We start from the raw sequence: 20689 nt of genomic DNA, 5'->3' as shown, positions 1-20689 counted from the left end.
CGTCGTTGTAAATGGCCTGTCAGCGTTGCTGCGCTGATAGGCTTTCTTCATGACGCAGCTTGTGCAGCGCCTTGAATCCTGTTGATTTCGGGAATCGCTCATAAAAACGCTTCATCCTGTCGTCTTGTAATTCCCCGCCTGTTTTAACAATGGCATCGCACTCGTGCCACAAATCGTATTTCTGCTCTATGCTGCTGGAATCTAGTGGGGATGCTGGCGTAGCATCAATTGGAATCTGAATGACCGGCGCTTTGGGATTCATTTCAATCCGCTGCTGACGCAACCCGGCGATCATCTGGTCGACTTCCGGAGAGCGTTCCGGTATTTCCATCGACTTTGCTGCGCGTTCAGCCTCTCTCAATCGTTCGGTTTCGTGCTTTTCAACACGCGACTGCAGGATTTCCACTTTGCCTGCTTTGGCCGCACGCTTGATCAGCATGTCCTTGACTAGATTGGCCGTGCTCATTGGCAATGCTTTCTTCGCAGCCCTGAATTCCTTGCGTTTCTGCGCGACAGCTTCTTTCTGCAGGGCACGGCCGTGAGCGGCGATTTCCTGCCGGTCGATACCGGTACGCTCAGCGCATTCGGCGATGCAAACGAATTTGCCGCCGACGTATACAATGATGCGGCCTAGGTCGTTCGGATCTAGGCTGATTTCCGCTTGTTTGCCGCAGTATTCCGGCAGAGGTAGCATCGGGTGAATAAAATCGGCTTTATCGTAGCGAATGCCTTTCTTGGTGATGACCGGCATTGTTTTGGCTGGCTTGGCAAGCAGGATATCGAGTGCGCGCTCGCTGTTAATCTGGCGTATTGCGCCAGCCCAGGACGCGACCTTTTCCAGCGGCGGCATACCCAGGGATGAGTGCTGCTTGACCATATAGACGCCATCTATCCAGGCATCCGTTAATCGCTGCATTTCCTCAGCCGTCATGTCGACCTTGACCACGGCATTCTTTTTAAACAAATTCTCAGCAAACGTGCGCTTGGCTTCAATTTGCTTGCGTTCCGCTACGTTGTGCCCGATGAAGTTGTCGAGCATTTCCAGCACTGAATGCAGATAGGTTTTGATGAACCGCTCCACGTGGCCTTTTTCCCAGGGAGAGAATGGCGCTGATAGCAGGTGTTCGATGTTCAGCATTTCAAAACACAGGCGCATTTCGCGCGAGACGTAGTCGGTACCGTTGTCTGTCTTGATTTGTTCCGGCACGCCCCATTTCATAATGGCGGCGCGCGTTAATTGTTTGTTGGTTTCGGTGCGTGGGGTTTTACTGAAACGAATCATCGGGCGGCGGCCGAATATGTCAAGCACTACACTGGCGGTATAGCGGCCGTCGATGAATTCCCAGTCTGCCGGGGTGCCGTCCATTTCCCAGCGTTGATTCAGGCGGACAACATCGCCATCCAACTTGCCAAGGCTGGACAGGTATTTGTTTTTCCAGGCATCTGGATTGGTTTCTGCCAGTAGCGCTTGCGCGTTGTTTTCTTCAAACTTGCGGCGATAGCGGCAAACGGCGCTATAGCTGATTTGCGGCCACAATATTTCGCCGTTTTCTCTATCAATCCTGGCGTGATTTAGAATGTCGACCAGGTGCGAAGATTGGATATGGTTCTTTTCGGTCAGGATAGCGATGACGGCTTTTTCCAGTTCCGGATGGGCTTCGATCTGACTTTTTACCTTGGCACCTTTAACGTGCCTGCGGTCGCAGATCGTTAAAACACCTTCTTTTTCGCTATCCAGCACCCAGCGCTGCACGGATCGCCACGAAACAAGCGGGTATTGCGTGCGCACCTGTGCTTCGACCTGCACCCGCTCACTGTTGTAATCTTGCTCGAAGCGCTTGAATGACTCGTTGCGACCGATACTTCCGGCATACTTCTTCTCTTGAAAATAATTTCGCCATGCCAGGATGATGTCAAAGCGTGCGTCGAATTTTTTCTGGCCGTTAGTTGTTACGCTGGCCATGATGTCGCTCACCGCGACTTGCGTCTTGGCGGCGCGGGATTGTTCGGCTTCAATTCGCAATTGGCTTCTAATTCCAAGCAGGGCCTTGGCTTCCGTACCTTGAGACTGGATTTTTGTGCGGGATGCTATTAGCTTCCCGATCTTAGCGGGTGGTTGGTATTCGTGGCCACCGCCACGACCTTCGCGTTTTCTTCCAAGCCAGCCTTCACGATTGGCTTTATCGCGCACGTTTTTGGGATCAGTCGGCAATCCTGGTAATTGCATAGCCGCCAGCTCAGCGCATGAATAGTGTGTTTTGAGGTCGGTCATGCTTCCCCCATTGCCTTTTTGATTCTTTTGATTTCCTTGGCCGCTTCGTCTCTCATGCGCTCCAATCGACCTAGTTTTGCGTCCAGCGCTTCTTTACCGAAGACCAGCTTTGCTCCAATTTTCCTAGCGAAAAATTCGGCCAATGCACTGCCGCCGGTGGCCAAATCGAAAGCAATTGCCACATCCAATGATGGGATTGCATCTTCTCTTGATTCGGCTGTGTAATTGTTGAAGTAGCTGATCCTTACATCAGCTCCAAGTAGTCGACTCATTTTTGCTACAACTTCGTAGCGATCATGCTCTTTGAGCGCATTCGACATGACATGCGCGATTTCTGCCCGACATGACAATCCACCCGGTGTCGTTACCGGCGGTGGTGGTAGTTCGTCGAACATGTCGATTGTGTCGATATCGCGCTTTTGCTTTTTCATGACGCACTCACAAATTGGCGAGAGGTACTGCCTGCGTTAAACTTGAGCTCCCACACCACAGCCTTAACAGGAGACCTCTCATATGGAAACAATTGATGCAGACCGCGCCGCCGAGTTGATTTTTGAACTTCTCAAGAAAAATCCTTGGCTTGTTCGAACAGGCGAATTGATCGAAAGCGATTTTAATTTCGAGGAAGAAGCAGTTGATTTTCTGCACAAGATGATTTTTTTCGGTGCGGATAGCTTTGGCAACACCAGCATACCAGCACGTAGAATAGTTACTGGATTGCTGACGGAGTTGCTGGCTTCCCTTATGCATCCTGAGTCCTCCTTAAGGGAAAACAGGTGGGATGTTGATGATTCAAAGCCTTCGCACGAACAGGCGTTGACGATAATTTTTGTTGAAACCGTTGAAAGTTATCGCCATTCAGGACAGCCTCATTAACCAATTCGCGCATCAGATTGATGCACTCAATGCAAAACTCTGTGTTCATGCGACCTCCCGTATGTCATCACGATTGACATTGTTATTTTCAGCAGACGCGTTAAACTTGATGTGTCGACCGATGCCACGTTCGCCGCGCCCTGATTTTGGAGTGCCGTCTTCGTGGTAGCGACTTGGCCATATAGCCTGCGGTGTTACGTTTAATTGCTGCGCGATAATGCGTTCGTACCTCGGGTACGGTTGATGGAGCGCATTGCCGATTGCGGTATGGGCAAGCCCAAGTTTGCGTGACATGCGTCGCAATGATGTTCCCGTTTTACGCACTGCAGCGATGATGTCCGCTTTGTGCCAGTCTTTTTTGGAAGGCTGTTTTTTTGGCATGTTTAACGTTTTCGTGAAAATTGACATGACGCCACTATAAAACCGAGTAACCGAGAAGTCAAGAACCCTACTTGATTTTTTTGTTTATTTCTTTTGAAATATAAATACTAATATGATTATTAATGATAAATATCTTAGTCGGGCGCAATCAGAATTACCCGAGATAAATACCCGAGTTAGGCATCATGAAGTCGGGTGATAACATTTGGTTTTCTTCTGTGCAATTGGCGCTATTAGGTAGGGTGGGGGTTATTGATTTTCCCAGGAGCGATAAGAATGCGCGTGAGAAAGCTAGAGCTTTGACATGGAAATCAAGAGAAGTTGAATGCAGGGGCGGAAGGAAAGGCTACATGTCACAATTCCAACCACCCGGTGATGTGCTTGAAGTCATTCAATCCTTTCTAAAGGAAAACCCTGATTTCTTTACTAAGGCCAAGGGAGAAGCTAAGGATAAGCCGCACTCAAAACCTTACCCGGTCAGCAAAGCAACAACATTGACGCTCAAAAGCTCAGGGCTCCCGCCATATGCCGATGCGATTGATCCACTATTAATGCATCATGTAATGATTGCGGTTGATGAAATGCTAAAAAAACACGGAAAAGCAATTGATTCAAAGAAAAAAGCTGACCTTGTTTTTCTAATTCATGATTGCTGCAAAGCGGCTGGAGGAATGGATGATGCAATTGTGGAAAGGTTTGTCAGCGTGACAGGTTGAATTTATCCCAGAAACAACTTATTCAAGTACCAAAAAAGACGCAAAATTTGATACTTTCGTCCTATTCTGTGCCAAATAAAGCGCAAAATAATCCTATTTCCGACCTATTTTTTGATATTTTGTGCCATTTTGTTTTTGGGTGTTGAATATGGTTCAAATCATTAATTCATGCGCTTTTCGGCCTTCTTTTTTCTCTCTTTTAACTAGTGCCAAATAGGATGCCCCCTCACAACAAAACCAGCCTAAGCGGGTTTGTGTAATTCAAAGCATTATTTTCTAATCTTCGTGCAGATTGCCAGCTTTCTCTATTGCCGTTCCTAAAGGGCCGGTTTCTAGGGAGTAAGTTGGATCGGCCATACGAATTTTATAGTACAAGTTGCGTGCTTCTATGATTAGAATAATTTCTAAAATAAGAATTCCTGTAATTAGATATCGTATAAACATAAAATTACCTCCGCTTCTTACTACCGGGAATCTTTGGGATAAGCAAAATTTAGATTGCCGTTTGCGAGTTTTCGCACATTGAATTGATATATTTGAACAACACAAATCCGCTGCATGAGCGGGCTAGTAATGATTCAAGTGTAGCTGTTTAAAAACGAATAAGGATCAACCATCCGGCTATGCATTGATGCACTGGTTGATGCGGTTAAATCAGACTTAAGAAAGGAGGGTCGATTTATTATTGTTTATAGGTTGATTAATATATTAATTCCTCGGGCAATTCTGCGACACAACAAGTAATAAAAATCCATTAAAAGGGCGGAGTCAACCGACGAGCTGATCCAGTAGGGATATTAGAATTCTTTGGTGAAGGATCACTGGGAACTATTCCTGAAGGAAGCTGCATCTCTTCTTCTGAAGTTTTTACTTTTGCTGCTTTCTCTTTATCGATAACAAAACCGGTTTTAAAATTTGGACCAATACTCTCTCTTTCAATAAATTGATGGTTCGGGTGAAAAGCTTTATCGAAAGCAAATACATTGCTTGCGAAAAAAACTGCACAAAAAATAATCACTACCGTTAAAGTTCTTCCTTGCATCATGATTTTTCGCCTTTTAAGTAATTTAATACAATCGATAATACTGATCGTTATCCTCATGGCTGTCTGTTCGGTAGCCTACATAACTTTTCTCTGATATTGAAAAATATCGCATTGCAAGAAGCTGCAGGCACTAAAAAACTAGTGCCCCCCTAACAAGTTATGGAGCATCGGAAAATAAGCTTAGATTTTTACTACTTAGAGGACCGGCTATGAAGCGGTATATGTACGGTCTGTGTTGCGTGCTAAATTCAGGTGCACGTAACGTGCTTCCGGATCGGTCTTTAACCCGTAAGAATTATTCTGTAGTTAGCTCTGTTGTCTTAATCTTCTAAAACCAAACAGCGCCAATAGTCCGATAGACATCATTGCATACATTTCTGGTTCCGGTACAAGTCCAGCACCGACATCGCCGTCGTGAACAGCCCATGCGGAAAGATCGCAACACCGCCCTGGGGTGTTCTTGATGAGTCCCCCTTGACTGCCATCACTGAATGCGAAAATCCATGCTCTGCTCGGATCAGATGCAAACTCCGTACTGGACCAGTAAGGAACGGGCTCAATATTTTTGAATAAAGCAAGATCTGGATCAGAACTATCGAAGATAAAATGTCCTGCTTTACCACCCAATTCTTTATAAAACAGGTGCCCCAATTCGCTGGTTGTGCAATTATAATTCACACAAAATGCATCTGTTGTTGGTAAACGCCAGTCACTGACCCCACCTACATTAAGGCTTGCTGCCCACGCCATAGCTTCATTCCAATCCATCCTGTGATCCCGACCGTACCCATACGCAGATCCGGATGTTTTAGCGTAATTAGCATCCGATAGCCAAGTGATGTTCAGATCCGTGTCGTATACCATTCCGTCCGGACGTGCCACTAATGTCGCATTTGCATTCGCTAACAATCCAACTGAGAAAACACTGCTGCATAACAGGATTCTTAATAATTTAATCATACACTTTGCCTCCTTTTTTGATGATTAAGGTTTTTGTATACAGTTCATCATCATAGGCTACTCACAATAAATTGCTATAAGGAATAGGCGTAATTTTGCGGTAGGGCTGGTTGTGAATTCATGCATTTCATTTCTCGAATCGAAATAGTGTCATAAAATCTTCACAATTCATTCATATAAGTTTCACATTATTTGATTAAACTTTGCCGCAGTTCTAACTACAAAGGAAAAATAATGTACTGCTTAATTAAAGAATGGCCAAACAAAATGGCAACCTTGATGACCGAAGATGGTGTCGTGCTGTGGACTTTCAGTAATATCGAAGAAGCCAGAAAAGTTTGGCACGAGTGGTGTTCCCTGCATAAAGACAGTATTGCCAATCAAATTGGAGCGCTTGATTAATCAAGATTTGCATCGATATTATTTGATCGAATAGCGCTCATTCCCCGCTCTTGCATTCGCTGGCATGTTTTAGCAAGACATCTCTCGTTCTCGCCGGCTCAAACACCACATCGAAGCACCACTTCCCGAAACCCCCTTGTTCGTTGACCGTCTTGATCCAAATCGCCATCGCCGCGCGTTTGATCCGGTTGCGTTCGTCGTCGACACCTTTCACTTCAAGAACCAGCGTTTTACCGTTATTCAGGCGAATTAAATAATCCGGCACAAAATTACGCGAAGAACCGCGCCACAGATAGCGCACTATGCAATCCAGGTGATCATTCTTAGCCCATGCAACCACATGAGGTACTTTTTCACAAAGATCCGCCACGGCTTTTTCCCATGCACTGTCGTAAACCACATGGCTAATCTGCGATTTTTCAGTAGCGAGACAAGGCCGCGTGGTCAACCAGGAGCGCATCCGCGCTGTAGAGCTGATAGGATTCAATTCATCAAAAATGGCCTCAAGCTTCTCGGTATTTTGCGCGCTGACAAACCGGCTCACATGCCCAACGACCGTATCCATATTCAGCGCAAACAATATCTGCTTGCGTATGGGGTCTTGATGCCAAAGGCTGGGAATATCCAGTTTGTCACTGTCGAGAAATGCTTCGACGATACGAATCAGTTGCACCGCGAGAAATTGCTTATCGCCGCCGAAGCTATCCGCACTTTGTAAATACAGCTTTCTGGCAGCACGGAAAATAAGGTTTTGCAGCCTGAAGTCCTCCACGGCTTTTTCCAGATCAATTTCTGATGCCATCGATAGATTCGCAAACCCGGTGAGCGATGGCGCCACTTCCGCATTGAGCGGCGTATTCATCGGATCGAGCGTCAATGGCTGAACATTCTCCCAATCCATAACCAATTCCTGCTTCAGCACGGCATCAATGCGTTGAATATTGGGCCATCGAATCTCAAGGTGATTACGGCCTGGTTCGACTTGTATGCGCACACTCGGTTTAGGCGGTGGCGGTGCTTCTCCTTCTTCCCCCACATCCTGAAAGATCGACAGCGGCACACCAAAAATATTGACATATTCCGGCAAAAACAAGCCCTGCTCATCCATATCATGCGCCACACGCCGCAAACCCCGCCCGATCACCTGTTCACACAGCAACTGACTGGTGAATGCACGCAGTCCCATAATATGCGTCACATTCGCAGCATCCCACCCCTCGGACAGCATAGCAACCGAAATCACATTGTGCAGTTTCTGGCCAGGCTGACCGCGCTTGCCGACCGTGTCCACCAAAGCGCGCAGTTGTTCCTGCTGCTTCAGTGCCAGCAAATCTTCCGTTTTATCCGAGGGCAAACCGGCTGCTTCGATAATCTCCGTCAAGCGCTGATCATAATCTTTGTCTTTCGTGACAGACTCCCCGCGCTCCGCTTTTTCCAGCACCCTGGAATCCACCCGTAAAGTTCTATCTGGAACCTGAGTACCCTTAATCAGGCAATCGCCGCTGTTGAAAAATTTTTCAATACGCGCTGCCGTCTCAGTCCGGTTGCAGACCGTTAATAAAACCGGCGGAATTTCGTGCCCGCTCTTGCTCCATTCCTGCGCCGTCAGTTGCCAATCATAAGCCAGGATGGCATAGGCTTTTTGCACCAAATCCGGCAACGGGTCGGCGACATTCGCTTTACGGTTTAAATCCTCTCTGACTTCTTCTTCGCGGTACAAATGATAAAGCTTGCTGCGATAACTTTTCGCATTCGGCATCGCGTCATCACGCACGACAATGCGCGGCGTTTTGACCAAACCCGCTTCAATCGCATCATTCAAGCCAAAGTCGGAAATCACCCATGCAAACAATCCCGCCTCGGTATTCGTCTTGCCCGTCGGCGCAAATGGCGTCGCCGACAAATCAAAACAGCGGCGGATGCGTCGGGTTTTATGGATGCGATCCAATCCCTCAATCCAACGCGTCGCCTCATCCAGATCGATACCCAATTCTTCCGCTTCTTTCTTGCTGACTTTCATTTCCGCGCGCTGGCGGTAGGCATGATGCGCTTCATCATTGATCACCACCAGATCCTTGCACGCCGCCAGCTTGCCCAATACACGGCGGGCAAAAGCTTCATCGCTTTCCTTGCCCTTTTTAACCACGGATCGATCCTGCTCTTTCAGCGGCATCAAGGTATGCCAGTTCTCAATCAATAATTCGACTTGATTGAGCTTTTGCCGCATCGCCTCGTTCGGACACAGGCGGAACTCATCATAGACATTCTTTTCATCACCGGGGTACAACACCTGCAAGCGGCTTTTTACCGTCAGCCCCGGCGCCACGATGAACACCGCCCTGGAAAAACGCGTATCTTTGGGGTAATGCAGCGCATTCAAAGTTTGCCAGGTAATGATTAACGCCATCAGCGGCGTCTTGCCCGACCCCGTGGCCATTTTGTTACAAATGCGTTCCCACGGCCCGCCGTCTCCCTGCAAGAAAATGCCTTGTTTATGATCTTGCGGCGCTTCCAGCCACCAAATCAGCGATTCGATCGCTTCCAACTGACAAAAGTAAAAAGGATATTGTCGTGGCCCGCCAACCCAGCATTTTCCCTCACTGTCCCATTCACCGCGATCAAACCAATGTTCCAATAATTGCCGGGTAACACTGGTCACGCCGGGCCAACCGGCATCACGCCATGCATCCACGCGTTCGCGAATGGCATTGACCAGCTCCAGTTTTTCGACACGCCGCGTATTGGTACGTGTGTCATACAACTCATACGCCGCGGGCCGCCGGCCTTGCGTGACCGTTAATAACTTGCCGTTCTCGTCCTGATCCCAATATCGGGCAGGTTTCTCATACGGCGAATTGATAATCAGCGAAGATGGGGTTTTATCAGGCATCAAACGGCTATCCGATCCAGATTAATCACTTTGAGCGATTCAATGCCGCGGTCATCTACGATTTTCACCGCAATGCATTCGTTCTCCCCGGCCTCAAACGGCAACGACACCGTGCCGTGAAATTGTTCCAGCAACTCCTCGTTGAGCTCGGCGCGAATATCCTTGCGCAGCTTGTTCCAGCCATCGCCACTTCCGGCCATCGGGAAAAACACCTGGCGCGGAAACAACGAGCGGTTGTCGTAATCGGTATCCAGCGCCCACATCGCGATATTCTTTTTGCCGCCGGATTTCAGTTCGCCGGTTTTGGTATCAAAATAATCAAAACCGCGCACTTCCACCTGATAGCACCCGGCTTTGATCTGTTTGACGACCACATCCGGCTGCCCCATCAGCCAGAACGATTCGTTGCTGGCGCGCCCTTTTTTCAGGTCTTCCGTCAGCAAATCGGTATTCATCTGCACTCTCAGCGCGGTAATGCCTTTGATCGTATCGATATCCTTCGCGGCTTCCGGATCGAAAGTAAATGCACAAAACACCAGCATCTTCGGTAACGGGAACAGCTCGCCCGCCTCGCGCATGGCGATCTCCACCTGCCGCTGTTCCAGAGCTGCATGCTCCGGCCCGAAACTCACCGCCACCTTGTCGCCGGTGTCGGCCACCGTGCCGATGGCGTGTATATATTTCGCACCGGGCAGTGGCACCAGATCCAGCAACTGGATTTTCTGTCCGCCTTTGCCGCGGATGCCCGCTTTCAGCAATTCGTCACGCCATTGGCTTTGCCGCCAGGTCGCGCCCGAGCGCGCCACGGCGATATCCGCTTCCTTGGGTTGCTCGGCTTCATCCAGCCCCAGCACTGTGGCAAACGGCACCGCTTCCACGGTAAACGGGCCGGTAATGCGCAATTTGCTTTTGGATACCGTCGGCTGGTCATACAGAATTTCCTGCCCCGCATGCGCGGCGATCGATGCATCCATTTGCTTCTGCATCGCCTGACGCGCGGCATGGAAGGCGTCGAATGGTTTTTTTGCGGCTTCTGGCCAATCGACGGGAAAATCGAATGGCACTTCCCATTCTTTCAAGCCATCATCATTCCTGCTTTGACCTGCTGAATCGTCATTCCCGCGCAGGCGGGAATCCAAGGTTTTTGTTGCATCACTGGATTCCCGCCTGCGCGGGAATGACGCTGAATCCGAAAGGCTCCTATTCAACGCCGCCAATGCGTTTTCAATACCCGGATGCATCCGTGCATAAATCTCGTCGATCTCCGGATTGTTGGCGATGGACTTGAGCGTCACATGCGGCACGGTTTTGTAGATGAAGCCGCTCCTCAATCCTTCGTGCGGATACTTGAGCGCATAATAATCGTAGCTTGCGGTCATCAGCCGTTGCTTCGCCAGCGTCACGGCCACGCGTGACGTGTCGGCTGTAATCCAGCGGCGACCCCATTTCTCGGCGACAAAAGCAGTGGTGCCGGAACCGCAGGTTGGATCAAGTACCAAATCGCCAGGATCAGTGGATGCAAGAAGGCATCGTTCCAAGGGAGTTATACTTGTCTGTACAACATAAGTTTTGTCTGATGCACCGCCAGTATCACTCCACAAAGCAGTAAGGCTCGAAACGGGATAGTCATCTGCAAACATAATTTGCTGTAACCCTTTACCTTGCGACTGAAGCCGATTTGCTTTTGCAAGCAACTGCATCCCTTCCCTATTAGTTTTCCAGCAAGAATTACTAGGTGGATTGTAACTAAGACCGTTATATTCAAATACGAAATCTTGATTAGGTCTGTATTGAGCAGGAAGTAAAGAAACTAAACGATATACTTTGCTCCCTGTTGGCAGGAGTCTGTGATTGTCTATCTCTCCTCGTGTCATTCGTTGTCTTGAGTAATCTGGTAATTCGATCCATGACCATATCGAATCTCCCTGTACATCCATATTTTTCCTAAGATTTTTTGTTTTTACCTTTGATTTATCTTTTGCATACCAAAGAATGTAGTCACATACGGACTCAAAATAATCTGAGCCCATTGGCATCGTTTTTTTTCTAAAAACTATCTCTGAACAAAAATTCTTAACATCGAAAATTTCATCAAGTAGATTCCGCATGAGGTGCACATTCTCATCCGAAATCTGCACAAACACGCTGCCCGATTCATGCAACAGTTCTTTTGCCAGCAGTAACCGGTCTCGCAAATAAGTCAGATACGAGTGAATGCCCAGTTCCCAGGTATCACGGAACGCTTTGATCATTTCCGGTTCCTGCGTCAAGTCTTCGTCGCTGCGGTCTTTCACGTCGCGTTTGTTGACGAACGGCTGGAAATTGGAACCATATTTGATGCCGTAAGGCGGATCGAGGTAGATCATTTGCACCTGCCCGGCCATACCTTCTTTTTGCAATAGGGAATTCATCACCAGCAGCGAATCCCCCGCGATGAGACGGTTTGCCCAATCGCGGTCGTGTTTGTAAAAATCGATGGCTTCGCGCAGCGGAAGGTTCTCAAACGGCGCATGGAACAAATCCGGTTGAATCGAGGCGCTGGGTTTTCCTTTGCCGTCTTTAAGCTTTTTCTGCACCGCCGCCAGAATCGTCGCCGGATCAATGCGTTCGTGCACATGCAGGGATACGGTATCCACTGAAAAACTGGTGCGTTCGGCCTTGCCGCTCCAATTCAAATACGGCGATTGCATGCGCTTGAGCTGTTCCAGCGCCGCTTGCATCTGCTCTTTGTCACCCGACGCGAGCGCATCATCGATCAAGGTTTCAATCGTTGAGCGGCTGCTATCAAAATTCAGCGCCGGATCGATATGCGGGTCGTATTGCCAGGCGGTTTTTCCTTCCACACCGTCCGAATGCGTGTCGACCATGCCGACATACGGATTGTTGGTGCGCTTATCGTCATGGCGGTAACTGAGCACTTCGGCTGCCTGGCTTAGGTCTTTTCTCTGTCCCGATGGCTGCTTGGCGGCCGGTTCTTTTCTCGTCATTGCCGCGCCCGGTGCAGCCTGCCGGGATTGCAGCGAGAATTCATCGTCCAGCAGGGCTTCCTGCTGCGGCTTTTGCTCCGATTCGTTATCTGCCATATCGAGTTACTTCCGAAAGATAGTTTTCTGATTGTGCGATTCTATTCTGGCGTAGCGGCAAGCGCTAGCATGGGCGGGGTTGGATTGTTCTCATTTGCCGGAAACTTCTGCTGACACGATGAATTGTGAAAAGGCTCTGACCAACTCAGAGCCTTTTTAATTGGTTTGAATGCTGCGCGGCTATTTAATCGTGACCGTGGCCGTGGCCGTGGCCTTTGCCGGGTTTGTACGATTCAAATTCAAAATTCATCGATTTGCCGCGTTGTCCGAGTACGACGGAAATAACGTCGTCGTCATACTGGAGGCAGGGGATCGTCAGCTTGCCATCATTCACCGTCGCGTAGCATTCGCTCAGATCGGCGACGGAGGTGATCGGACAGCTGGCGACATCGACCAGTTTAATGTCGGTGGCCGAGAGGGTTGCGTTATACGTGGTGATCACCGCGGTGCCGTTTTTGATGACGATATCGGTCGCGGTCGTGTCCGTGCCTAAACCCAGCAGGTTGGTTCCCGCGTTGACAAGACAGGAATGCGCAGCGGCATTGGCGAGATTTTTCACCAGGATTTGCGAGCCTGGCACACTGTTATCCACAATAAAAATAGATCCGCCTTCGACAGCAACGCTTTCGGCGTGTGAAAGCGATATGCCGGATAGTGATAGTAGTGCGGCCGATAATGTTGTCATAAGCGCTTTGTTCATACAATTTTCCTCAGTAAAGATATTAAGTGATGAGACTTAGCGGCTCCGGGCGAGCCGTCCGGTTCTCATCGATGCGGGTGAAAGTTTAGCATTTTTCCGGCGCAAGCCGGTGCCGGGTGACAAAGGCAGCCGCGACATTCAAGCCGGGCTTCAGAAAACGAAGCGCTGCATGTTCAGTGTTCGTTTTCTGACCGGTGAATGAATTGGCTTGCTGCGTGGAAGATTAATTCAGCTTCTGCAGTTGTTCGTTCAAGCTGTTCAGTTTTGCGCTGAACGCATTCAGGCGGTCTTTTTCCTGTTCCACCACATTGGTTGGCGCGCGCTCGACAAAGCTCGGGTTGGATAACTTGGCTTGCGCTTTGGCGATTTCCGTTTCGATGCGGGTAATTTCCTTGCTCAGGCGCTCGCGTTCCGCCGCTACGTCGACTTCAATCTTCAGCATCAATTTGAAATCGCGCACGATGGCGACCGGCGCATCCGCTTCGGGTAGTCCGCCCGGTTGGATTTCCACACCGGATAATTTCGCCAGAGCCAGCAGATACGGCGAGTAGCCGGACAGCATGGACTGATCACCGGCGGCCAGCAACGGCACTTTGAGCGCCGGTGATACATTCATTTCACCGCGCAAGGTGCGGCAGGCGTTGATCATTTCTTTCAGCAAACCGATAGTTTCAATGGCCTGCGGGTTAATGGCGGAAGCATTCGCAACCGGGTACGGCTGGCACATGATACTGGCGCCGGATTTTCCCGCCAGCGGTGCAACGGTTTGCCACAATTCCTCGGTGATGAACGGAATCACCGGATGCGCCAGCCGCAGCATGGCTTCCAGTACGCGCACCAGAGTGCGGCGGGTGGCTCGCTGCGCTGCGTCTTGATCCGAATTTAATTGGACTTTGGCAAGCTCGACGTACCAGTCGCAATATTCGTCCCACACCAGTTCGTAGATTTCCCGCGCGACCAGGTCGAAACGGTAATTGGTGAAGGCCTGTTCAACCGCTTGTTCCGCTTGCTGCAAGCGGCTGATGATCCATTGATCGGCGGCGGAGTAGGCGAGGGGCAGTGTCTCATCCAATCCGGTATCTTTGCCCTCGCAATTCATCAGCACGTAGCGTGTGGCATTCCATAACTTGTTACAGAAGTTCCGGTAGCCTTCGCAGCGTTGCATATCGAACTTGATATCGCGCCCGTGCGACGCCAGGCTGGCGAACGTGAAGCGCAGGGCATCGGTGCCGAATGCCGGAATACCGTCGGGGAAATGCTTGCGGGTGTTTTTCTCGATTGATTCGGCTTGTTTCGGGTTCATCAATCCGGTGGTGCGCTTGGCGATCAAATCGGGCAGCGCGATACCGTCGATCAAATCGAGCGGATCGAGCACATTACCTTTGGATTTGCTCATTTTCTGGCCTTCGGCATCGCGGATCAGACCGGTGATATACACTTCCCTGAACGGTACCTGGCCGGTGAAATGCAGCGACATCATCACCATGCGCGCAACCCAGAAGAAAATGATGTCGAACCCGGTGATCAGCACCGACGTCGGCAGGAAAGTTTTCAATTCCGCCGTATCATCCGGCCAGCCCAAGGTGGAAAAAGGCCACAGCGCGGACGAGAACCAGGTATCCAGCACATCGTCGTCCTGTTTTAGATCGCGCTTGCCGGAAAGCTGTTGTGCTTCTTCCAAGTTGTATGCGACAGTGACGTTGCCGTCTTCGTCGTACCATGCCGGAATGCGGTGTCCCCACCACAATTGGCGCGAAATACACCAATCCTGAATGTTTTCCAGCCATTGATTGTAGACGTGTGTCCAGTTATCCGGCGTGAATTTCACCTCGCCGTTCGCGACAACTTCCAAGCCGCGCTTGGCCAATCCTTCCATGGCGACATACCATTGATCGGTCAGCATCGGTTCGATGATCGTGTTGGTGCGGTCACCGCGTGGCGCCATCAGTTTGTGCGGCTTGGTTTCGGCCAGAAAACCCTGTGCTTCCAGGTCGGCCACGATTTTTTTCCGCGCATCGAAACGATCCATGCCTTGATAGTCGAGCGGCGCCAGATCGTTGATTTTTCCATCCAGCGTAAAGATGCTGATGGGCGCCAGATGATGCCGCTGACCGACTTGATAGTCGTTAAAATCGTGCGCCGGGGTGATTTTCACGCAACCGGTGCCGAATTCCAGGTCAACATACGTATCCGCGATGATTGGAATGGTCCGTTCGCACAGCGGCAAGCGCACATGGCGTCCGATCAGATGCTGATAGCGCGGATCGTCCGGATGCACAGCCACTGCAACGTCACCCAGCATGGTTTCGGGACGGGTGGTGGCGACGATTAACGCTTCGCCTGTTTTGGTATGCATGCCGTCCGCTTGTTCCAGCGGGTAGCGGATATGCCACATCGAGCCGTTTTCCTCGGTCGAAACGACTTCCAGGTCGGACACCGCGGTTTGCAGCACCGGATCCCAATTCACCAGCCGTTTGCCGCGATAAATCAGTCCTTCGCGGTACAGGCGCACGAATACTTCCGTCACGGCGCGCGATAATTCGGTATCCATGGTGAAACGTTCGCGTGTCCAGTCGCAGGAAGTGCCCAGACGACGCATTTGCCGGGTGATGGTGGAGCCGGATTCTTCTTTCCATTGCCAGACCCGTTCCAGAAAGGCTTCCCGCCCCATGGTGCGGCGATCGAGTTTCTGCTGATCCAATTGGCGTTCAACCACGATCTGCGTGGCGATACCGGCATGATCGGTGCCCGGTTGCCACAAGGTATTGTCGCCCAGCATGCGGTGATAGCGCGTCAGCGCATCCATCAACGTATGCTGGAAGGCGTGCCCCATATGCAATGTGCCCGTGACATTGGGCGGCGGCAGCATGATGCAGTAAGCGGATTGGCCGGTTGCCGCATCCGGTTTGAAATACCCGGCCGATTCCCAGATGGAGTACCAGCGATCTTCAATATGTTTCGGGTCAAAGCTTTTTTCGAGTTCCATGGATTTTTCGTTGTATTGAATGGCGCAAAAGATCGCCATTATAGCGGATGGGGTATTGCTGCGGACAATAAGAGCGATGACCGCTGTGCAGCAACCGGATAAGCGGGTACTACCCAAAAGAGGTCGGTGTGAGCGGCGGCTATTTAATTTTCTTGGACAAGCGGGTTTCCAGTGCATGCGCCAGTGCTTTCCGGTCCTGCACGTCCATGTCGATATGCGCATCTTCCAATGCAGCATCGAGAATCTGGCGGATAGGCGTTAAGCGCGCCGGTTGCGGTTGTATCACGGCGGGATGAAGAAACACGGCATCGGTCAGCAGCGGAATGGCTTCCGCGCCAATCGCAGGGGATGTTTTATCGATTTCCGGCGCTTTGCCTGCGGGTGCGGTACCCGCGATCTTGCCTTGGTTCTGGTATTTGCCCAGCAGACTGCGGAACTTAACCATGATCTCGGTATCGTCGAAATCCGCCGCGGTTTTTTCGTCACTCATGATAGGAAAATCAACGGTTTCATTTAATCATCCAGCTGGAAGTGTTGCAGCGGATAACCGGCATCTTTATAGAAACGATAGCGCTCACGCGCCACTTGCTTGTCTTCCGGCGAGTTATCCGCAATTTCGATGAGCCGGTTGAATTGATCGAAAGTGGGCGGCTGTTCGCGGTGCAGATTCAGCAGAACATCGAATTGCATATCCGCTGGTATGCGGTCACTCAGTATCGCGGGCGTGGCGCTGACCAGCGCGCTGTCTTCGCGGATATGGCAATGCGGAATGAAGCTGGTGGGCGAGAATGTCCACAGCAGTTCGTCCAATTGTTTAAGCATGGTTGCATCGGGCGTATAAATCAATATTTTCATATTTTGCTGCAACGCTTTGGCGCAAAGCCGGCAAGCCGTTTGTAACTTATTGCCCGATCCCGAATAAAAATAAATCTGTGTCATCGAATCACTGTCCGGTTGAGCATCCGATCGTGAATTTGTTTTTTTATACGTCCCACAACGGCTGATTAATTCATGGCTTAGGCTGATGGTTCAGCTTGTTCAGTGCGAGTCACAAATTAATCAGCGGTGTGAAAGTACGGCTAGCTGGTTGCCTTCGCTTGCGAAATCAGGAATTGCGTCAACAGCGGCACCGGACGTCCGGTTGAACCTTTATCTTTGCCGGATTTCCATGCTGTGCCTGCGATGTCGAGGTGCGCCCAACGGTATTTCTTGGTAAAGCGCGACAAAAAGCATGCGGCTGTAATCGTTCCTGCAGCACGTCCGCCGATATTGGCGATATCGGCAAAATTACTTTTTAGCAGATCCTGGTATTCATCCCACAACGGCAACTGCCAGGCGCGATCGGCGGCTTGTTCCCCGGCGGCTAGTAACTCCTGCGCCAGTTTGTCGTCGTTGCTCATCAAGCCGGTGGTGAAATTGCCGAGCGCGATGACGCACGCACCGGTCAAGGTGGCGATATCGATCACCACTTTCGGGTTATAGCGCTCCGCGTAGGTGAGCGTATCGCATAGAATCAACCGTCCTTCCGCATCGGTATTGAGAATCTCGATGGTCTGGCCGGACAGGCTGGTGACCACGTCGCCCGGCTTGGTTGCCTTGCCGCTGGGCATATTTTCGGTGGCCGGAATGATTCCCACCACGTTGATGGGCAGCTTCATTTCCGCCACCGCTTGCAGGGTTCCCAATACACTGCCTGCGCCGCTCATGTCGAATTTCATTTCATCCATTTCCGCAGCGGGTTTGAGCGAGATGCCGCCGGTATCGAAGGTCACCCCTTTACCCACTAGTACCACCGGATTTTCTTTTTTGGCCGCGCCGTGATATTCCAGCACGATCAGTTTTGCCGGTTGCTCACTGCCGCGCGCCACTGCCAGAAGAGAACCCATACCGAGCTTCTCCATGTCTTTTTCTTCCAGCACGGTGGCTTTCAGTTTGTGCGATTTGGCAAGATCCTTGGCTTGTTTGGCGAGATAGGCAGGGGTGCAAATATTCGGCGCAAGATTGCCTAGATCCTTGGCCAGACTCATCCCGTGTGCTATCGCTATGCTTTGTTGCAAGGCGGTTTCGCAAGCGGCCAGTTCGGTGCGGTTGTCAATGTACACAATCAGTTTGCGCAGGCTGCTTTGGTTATTGTCCGGTTTGCTTTTCAGCTGATCAAAACGGTAGCCGTTGCTGGTTGCGGCAATGACGGTCTGATTGACTTTCCAGGCATTGGTTTTGTCTTTGACGGGAAAATCGGATAAAAACAGCGTGGCATCGGTCACTGCGGTTTTTTGCAGCGCATTCAAAGTAGTGCCGAGCGCCGACAAGAATGTTTTTTCCTTGAATTCCTGTTCCTTGCCCAGACCGATCAGCAATACTCTTTTAAACAAGGTGTCCGGTACGTTATGCAATAACAGCGAAGTATTCGCTTTGCCGTCCATGTCGCCCGATGCCAGGATATTTTTGATATACCCCTGGGTGATTTTGTCCAGAACTTTTGCTGAATCCGACAGTTTTCTTGATTCAAAAATACCGATGACTGCGCAGGCGCCTCGTTGTTTTTCCGGGGTGCCTATTTTTATTCCAAATTCCACATTAAACTCCTTCATCCAGAATGCTCTTGCGAGCCATTTGCCTATGTAATTTAATCTATGAGTACAACCGGTTATCGTGTAATCGCTTTGCCCGCATACGCAAAATAATGTCAACACACGTCGAATAACATAATAACATCAGCTTGATTGAAAAGCTGAATAGTTGCGCTGCTGTAAAGGAAATAGGCGGGAAACGCCTGCGAATTATTGCGAATGGCATAAATTAAAATAAGTTAATATACTGTCTTTATTTTATAATAATCAGCAATTATCATATTATTCAATAATATATGATTATTATCTAACACGAAGGATAATAAGTGATTGATGATGCATTGAAAAGACGTTTGAATCATTGCACAGCGTTGCCTAGTTTACCGGCTGTGGCCGTCAAAATAATTGAAATGGCGAATGATCCCGATGCCGATATCGGTACCGTTTGCCAGTATATTTCATTGGATCCGGTGCTGTCGGCAAAACTGTTGCGTACAGCAAACACACCGCTATACAAATCCCGCCGGGTGGCGACCAATATCCGCCAAGCCGTCAGTATTCTGGGCACGCACACCGTTCTTGTGATCGCCTTATCCTTTTCGCTGACCCATTCACTGATGAAAAGTCCGGCGCCGAATCAGAGCGCGGTTTTTGACAGTACGATTTTTTGGCGCCGCTCCATCGCGTCGGCGCTTGCGGCGCGCGCACTGGGAGAAAAACTCGAGCTGAATTATCTGGACGATCTATTTCTGGCCGGGCTAATTCAAGAAATCGGCATTCTGGCTTTCTGGGTCATCATGCCGGAAGAATACGGCAAGGTTTTTGCGTCGACTTCGGATCACGATGTATTGCTGAATAGCGAGCGCGAGGTATTCGGCGCGGGGCACGATGAGCTGGGTTATGCGCTGCTGAAAAGATGGCATATCCCGGATTACATTGCGTTGTCCTGCATCAATAGCCATTCGCAGCCGGAACCCAAGAGTCTGGGGCCGACACTGCAATCGTGTCTGGCGGTTTCCCGCTATCTGGCGGACTACTTTCTCTATCCGCATGAGGCTGAAAAAATGACCGCGTTAAACCAAGCGGCGCAAGACTGGCTCGGATTTGACGCGAATGTTCTCATCGACGTGATTAAAATCATGGAAGTCGGGCTGAATGCGGTGGAAGATTTATTTGAAATGAACATTCACGATCCAGCGGAAGTCAGTGGAATTCTCGCCGAAGCGAAAGAATTGCTGATGATTCATGATTTATCCCGGATGCGCGATCTGGAAGATAAATCGCAGCGGGATGGCTTAACCGGCGCTTATAATCGCACCTATTTTGACGAAACGTTACGGCGTGAATTCAATCTGGCGGTGCAATACAATCTGCCGCTGACGATCGCCATCATCGATCTTGATCATTTTAAGAATGTTAACGATACCTATGGTCATGTTGCGGGAGATTCATTATTGGCCATGGTGGTTAAAACGGTTTTCGATCAAATCCGTCAGGATGACACCCTGAGCCGTTACGGGGGAGAGGAATTTGCCTTGATTCTTCCCGGCACGGCGGTGGCGGCTTCAAGAAATCTCATTGCCCGGCTAAAAGATTCGATCGCGGATATCGCGTATAAATTTGACGGCCGCAGTACCATTCGTATCACCGCATCGATCGGTGTCGCCGGATATCTGGAAAATGCGGCGCAATTACGCGATCCGCGCGACCTGATCAAGGCGGCCGATTCCGCGCTCTATGCCGCCAAGCACGCGGGCCGGAATCAGATTATGGAATGGGATGGTAATGCTTGATAGTCTTTCCAACCT

General features: G+C 50.1%; 16 protein-coding genes. 4 read left to right on the top strand and 12 right to left on the bottom strand.

Translation table 11 applies throughout. The features are described from left to right. Positions 1-19: 19 nt before the first annotated feature. Together ABD07_RS03835 and ABD07_RS03830 are read right to left on the bottom strand one after the other, a co-directional pair. Positions 20-2272 (bottom strand): DDE-type integrase/transposase/recombinase, encoded by a 2253-nt coding sequence (locus ABD07_RS03835; protein ID WP_160817194.1) that lies wholly within the window; start codon positions 2270-2272, stop codon positions 20-22. Continuing rightward, complete coding sequence (locus tag ABD07_RS03830) at positions 2269-2703, bottom strand: hypothetical protein (protein WP_160817193.1); 435 nt, start codon at positions 2701-2703, stop codon at positions 2269-2271. Before ABD07_RS03830 ends, ABD07_RS03835 begins: the two co-directional genes overlap by 4 nt. Before the next feature lie 82 nt (positions 2704-2785). On the opposite strand from ABD07_RS03830, the gene ABD07_RS03825 reads away from it, so the two are divergent. Next, the gene (locus ABD07_RS03825; RefSeq protein WP_160817192.1) at positions 2786-3148 is read left to right on the top strand and encodes a hypothetical protein; all 363 of its coding nucleotides are present in this window, start codon (positions 2786-2788) and stop codon (positions 3146-3148) included. 45 nt (positions 3149-3193) lie between these two features. Here ABD07_RS03825 and ABD07_RS03820 read toward each other — a convergent pair whose 3' ends face one another. Further along, positions 3194-3529 carry a helix-turn-helix domain-containing protein gene (locus ABD07_RS03820; RefSeq protein WP_160817191.1) on the bottom strand — a complete coding sequence of 112 codons (336 nt, stop codon included), beginning with the start codon at positions 3527-3529 and terminating at the stop codon, positions 3194-3196. Between the two features lie 185 nt (positions 3530-3714). Here ABD07_RS03820 and ABD07_RS03815 point away from each other — a divergent pair, with 185 nt between their 5' ends. After that, on the top strand, positions 3715-4245 hold the full coding sequence (locus ABD07_RS03815; protein ID WP_160817190.1) for a hypothetical protein: 531 nt from the start codon (positions 3715-3717) through the stop codon (positions 4243-4245). 754 nt (positions 4246-4999) lie between these two features. Here the strand turns inward: ABD07_RS03815 and ABD07_RS03810 are convergent. Together ABD07_RS03810 and ABD07_RS03805 are read right to left on the bottom strand one after the other, a co-directional pair. Beyond that, complete coding sequence (locus ABD07_RS03810; RefSeq protein WP_160817189.1) at positions 5000-5290, bottom strand: hypothetical protein; 291 nt, start codon at positions 5288-5290, stop codon at positions 5000-5002. 306 nt (positions 5291-5596) lie between these two features. Beyond that, a complete protein-coding gene (locus ABD07_RS03805) occupies positions 5597-6250 on the bottom strand; it encodes an Lcl domain-containing protein (protein ID WP_160817245.1) in 654 nt (217 codons plus the stop codon). A gap of 234 nt (positions 6251-6484) precedes the next feature. On the opposite strand from ABD07_RS03805, the gene ABD07_RS14680 reads away from it, so the two are divergent. Next, positions 6485-6652 carry a hypothetical protein gene (locus tag ABD07_RS14680; protein WP_164502748.1) on the top strand — a complete coding sequence of 56 codons (168 nt, stop codon included), beginning with the start codon at positions 6485-6487 and terminating at the stop codon, positions 6650-6652. 37 nt (positions 6653-6689) lie between these two features. Here ABD07_RS14680 and ABD07_RS03800 read toward each other — a convergent pair whose 3' ends face one another. The 7 genes from ABD07_RS03800 to ABD07_RS03770 form a co-directional block, all read right to left on the bottom strand. Next, the gene (locus ABD07_RS03800) at positions 6690-9542 is read right to left on the bottom strand and encodes a BPTD_3080 family restriction endonuclease (protein ID WP_160817188.1); all 2853 of its coding nucleotides are present in this window, start codon (positions 9540-9542) and stop codon (positions 6690-6692) included. Continuing rightward, complete coding sequence (locus ABD07_RS03795) at positions 9542-12625, bottom strand: site-specific DNA-methyltransferase (RefSeq protein ID WP_160817187.1); 3084 nt, start codon at positions 12623-12625, stop codon at positions 9542-9544. The genes ABD07_RS03800 and ABD07_RS03795 overlap by 1 nt, the downstream gene beginning before the upstream one ends. A gap of 184 nt (positions 12626-12809) precedes the next feature. Further along, positions 12810-13325, bottom strand: a complete 516-nt coding sequence (locus ABD07_RS03790; RefSeq protein ID WP_160817186.1) for a hypothetical protein — start codon at positions 13323-13325, stop codon at positions 12810-12812. 223 nt (positions 13326-13548) lie between these two features. Then, positions 13549-16311 (bottom strand): valine--tRNA ligase, encoded by a 2763-nt coding sequence (locus ABD07_RS03785; protein WP_160817185.1) that lies wholly within the window; start codon positions 16309-16311, stop codon positions 13549-13551. A 139-nt stretch (positions 16312-16450) separates the two neighbouring features. Next, positions 16451-16801 (bottom strand): hypothetical protein, encoded by a 351-nt coding sequence (locus ABD07_RS03780; RefSeq protein ID WP_160817184.1) that lies wholly within the window; start codon positions 16799-16801, stop codon positions 16451-16453. A 23-nt stretch (positions 16802-16824) separates the two neighbouring features. Next, a complete protein-coding gene (locus ABD07_RS03775; protein ID WP_160817183.1) occupies positions 16825-17250 on the bottom strand; it encodes a DNA polymerase III subunit chi in 426 nt (141 codons plus the stop codon). A gap of 140 nt (positions 17251-17390) precedes the next feature. Beyond that, positions 17391-18887 carry a leucyl aminopeptidase gene (locus ABD07_RS03770; protein ID WP_160817182.1) on the bottom strand — a complete coding sequence of 499 codons (1497 nt, stop codon included), beginning with the start codon at positions 18885-18887 and terminating at the stop codon, positions 17391-17393. Positions 18888-19207: 320 nt separating this feature from the next. Here ABD07_RS03770 and ABD07_RS03765 point away from each other — a divergent pair, with 320 nt between their 5' ends. After that, positions 19208-20674: a diguanylate cyclase gene (locus ABD07_RS03765; RefSeq protein ID WP_160817181.1), complete on the top strand. Its 1467-nt coding sequence runs from the start codon at positions 19208-19210 to the stop codon at positions 20672-20674. Positions 20675-20689 lie beyond the last annotated feature (15 nt).

The organism is Nitrosomonas oligotropha (assembly GCF_009833085.1).
GTDB lineage: Bacteria > Pseudomonadota > Gammaproteobacteria > Burkholderiales > Nitrosomonadaceae > Nitrosomonas > Nitrosomonas oligotropha.
This window is presented reverse-complemented; position numbering and strand designations above follow the sequence as displayed.

Excerpts from the sequence above, each read along its gene's own strand:
- ABD07_RS03775 (WP_160817183.1), bottom strand. The coding sequence starts at position 17,250 with ATGACACAGATTTATTTTTATTCGGGATCGGGCAATAAGTTACAAACG.
- ABD07_RS03815 (WP_160817190.1), top strand. The coding sequence starts at position 3,715 with ATGAAGTCGGGTGATAACATTTGGTTTTCTTCTGTGCAATTGGCGCTA.
- ABD07_RS03825 (WP_160817192.1), top strand. The coding sequence starts at position 2,786 with ATGGAAACAATTGATGCAGACCGCGCCGCCGAGTTGATTTTTGAACTT.
- ABD07_RS14680 (WP_164502748.1), top strand. The coding sequence starts at position 6,485 with ATGTACTGCTTAATTAAAGAATGGCCAAACAAAATGGCAACCTTGATG.
- ABD07_RS03780 (WP_160817184.1), bottom strand. The coding sequence starts at position 16,801 with ATGAGTGACGAAAAAACCGCGGCGGATTTCGACGATACCGAGATCATG.
- ABD07_RS03835 (WP_160817194.1), bottom strand. The coding sequence starts at position 2,272 with ATGACCGACCTCAAAACACACTATTCATGCGCTGAGCTGGCGGCTATG.
- ABD07_RS03820 (WP_160817191.1), bottom strand. The coding sequence starts at position 3,529 with ATGCCAAAAAAACAGCCTTCCAAAAAAGACTGGCACAAAGCGGACATC.
- ABD07_RS03800 (WP_160817188.1), bottom strand. The coding sequence starts at position 9,542 with ATGCCTGATAAAACCCCATCTTCGCTGATTATCAATTCGCCGTATGAG.
- ABD07_RS03830 (WP_160817193.1), bottom strand. The coding sequence starts at position 2,703 with ATGAAAAAGCAAAAGCGCGATATCGACACAATCGACATGTTCGACGAA.
- ABD07_RS03795 (WP_160817187.1), bottom strand. The coding sequence starts at position 12,625 with ATGGCAGATAACGAATCGGAGCAAAAGCCGCAGCAGGAAGCCCTGCTG.
- ABD07_RS03805 (WP_160817245.1), bottom strand. The coding sequence starts at position 6,250 with ATGATTAAATTATTAAGAATCCTGTTATGCAGCAGTGTTTTCTCAGTT.
- ABD07_RS03785 (WP_160817185.1), bottom strand. The coding sequence starts at position 16,311 with ATGGAACTCGAAAAAAGCTTTGACCCGAAACATATTGAAGATCGCTGG.
- ABD07_RS03790 (WP_160817186.1), bottom strand. The coding sequence starts at position 13,325 with ATGAACAAAGCGCTTATGACAACATTATCGGCCGCACTACTATCACTA.
- ABD07_RS03810 (WP_160817189.1), bottom strand. The coding sequence starts at position 5,290 with ATGATGCAAGGAAGAACTTTAACGGTAGTGATTATTTTTTGTGCAGTT.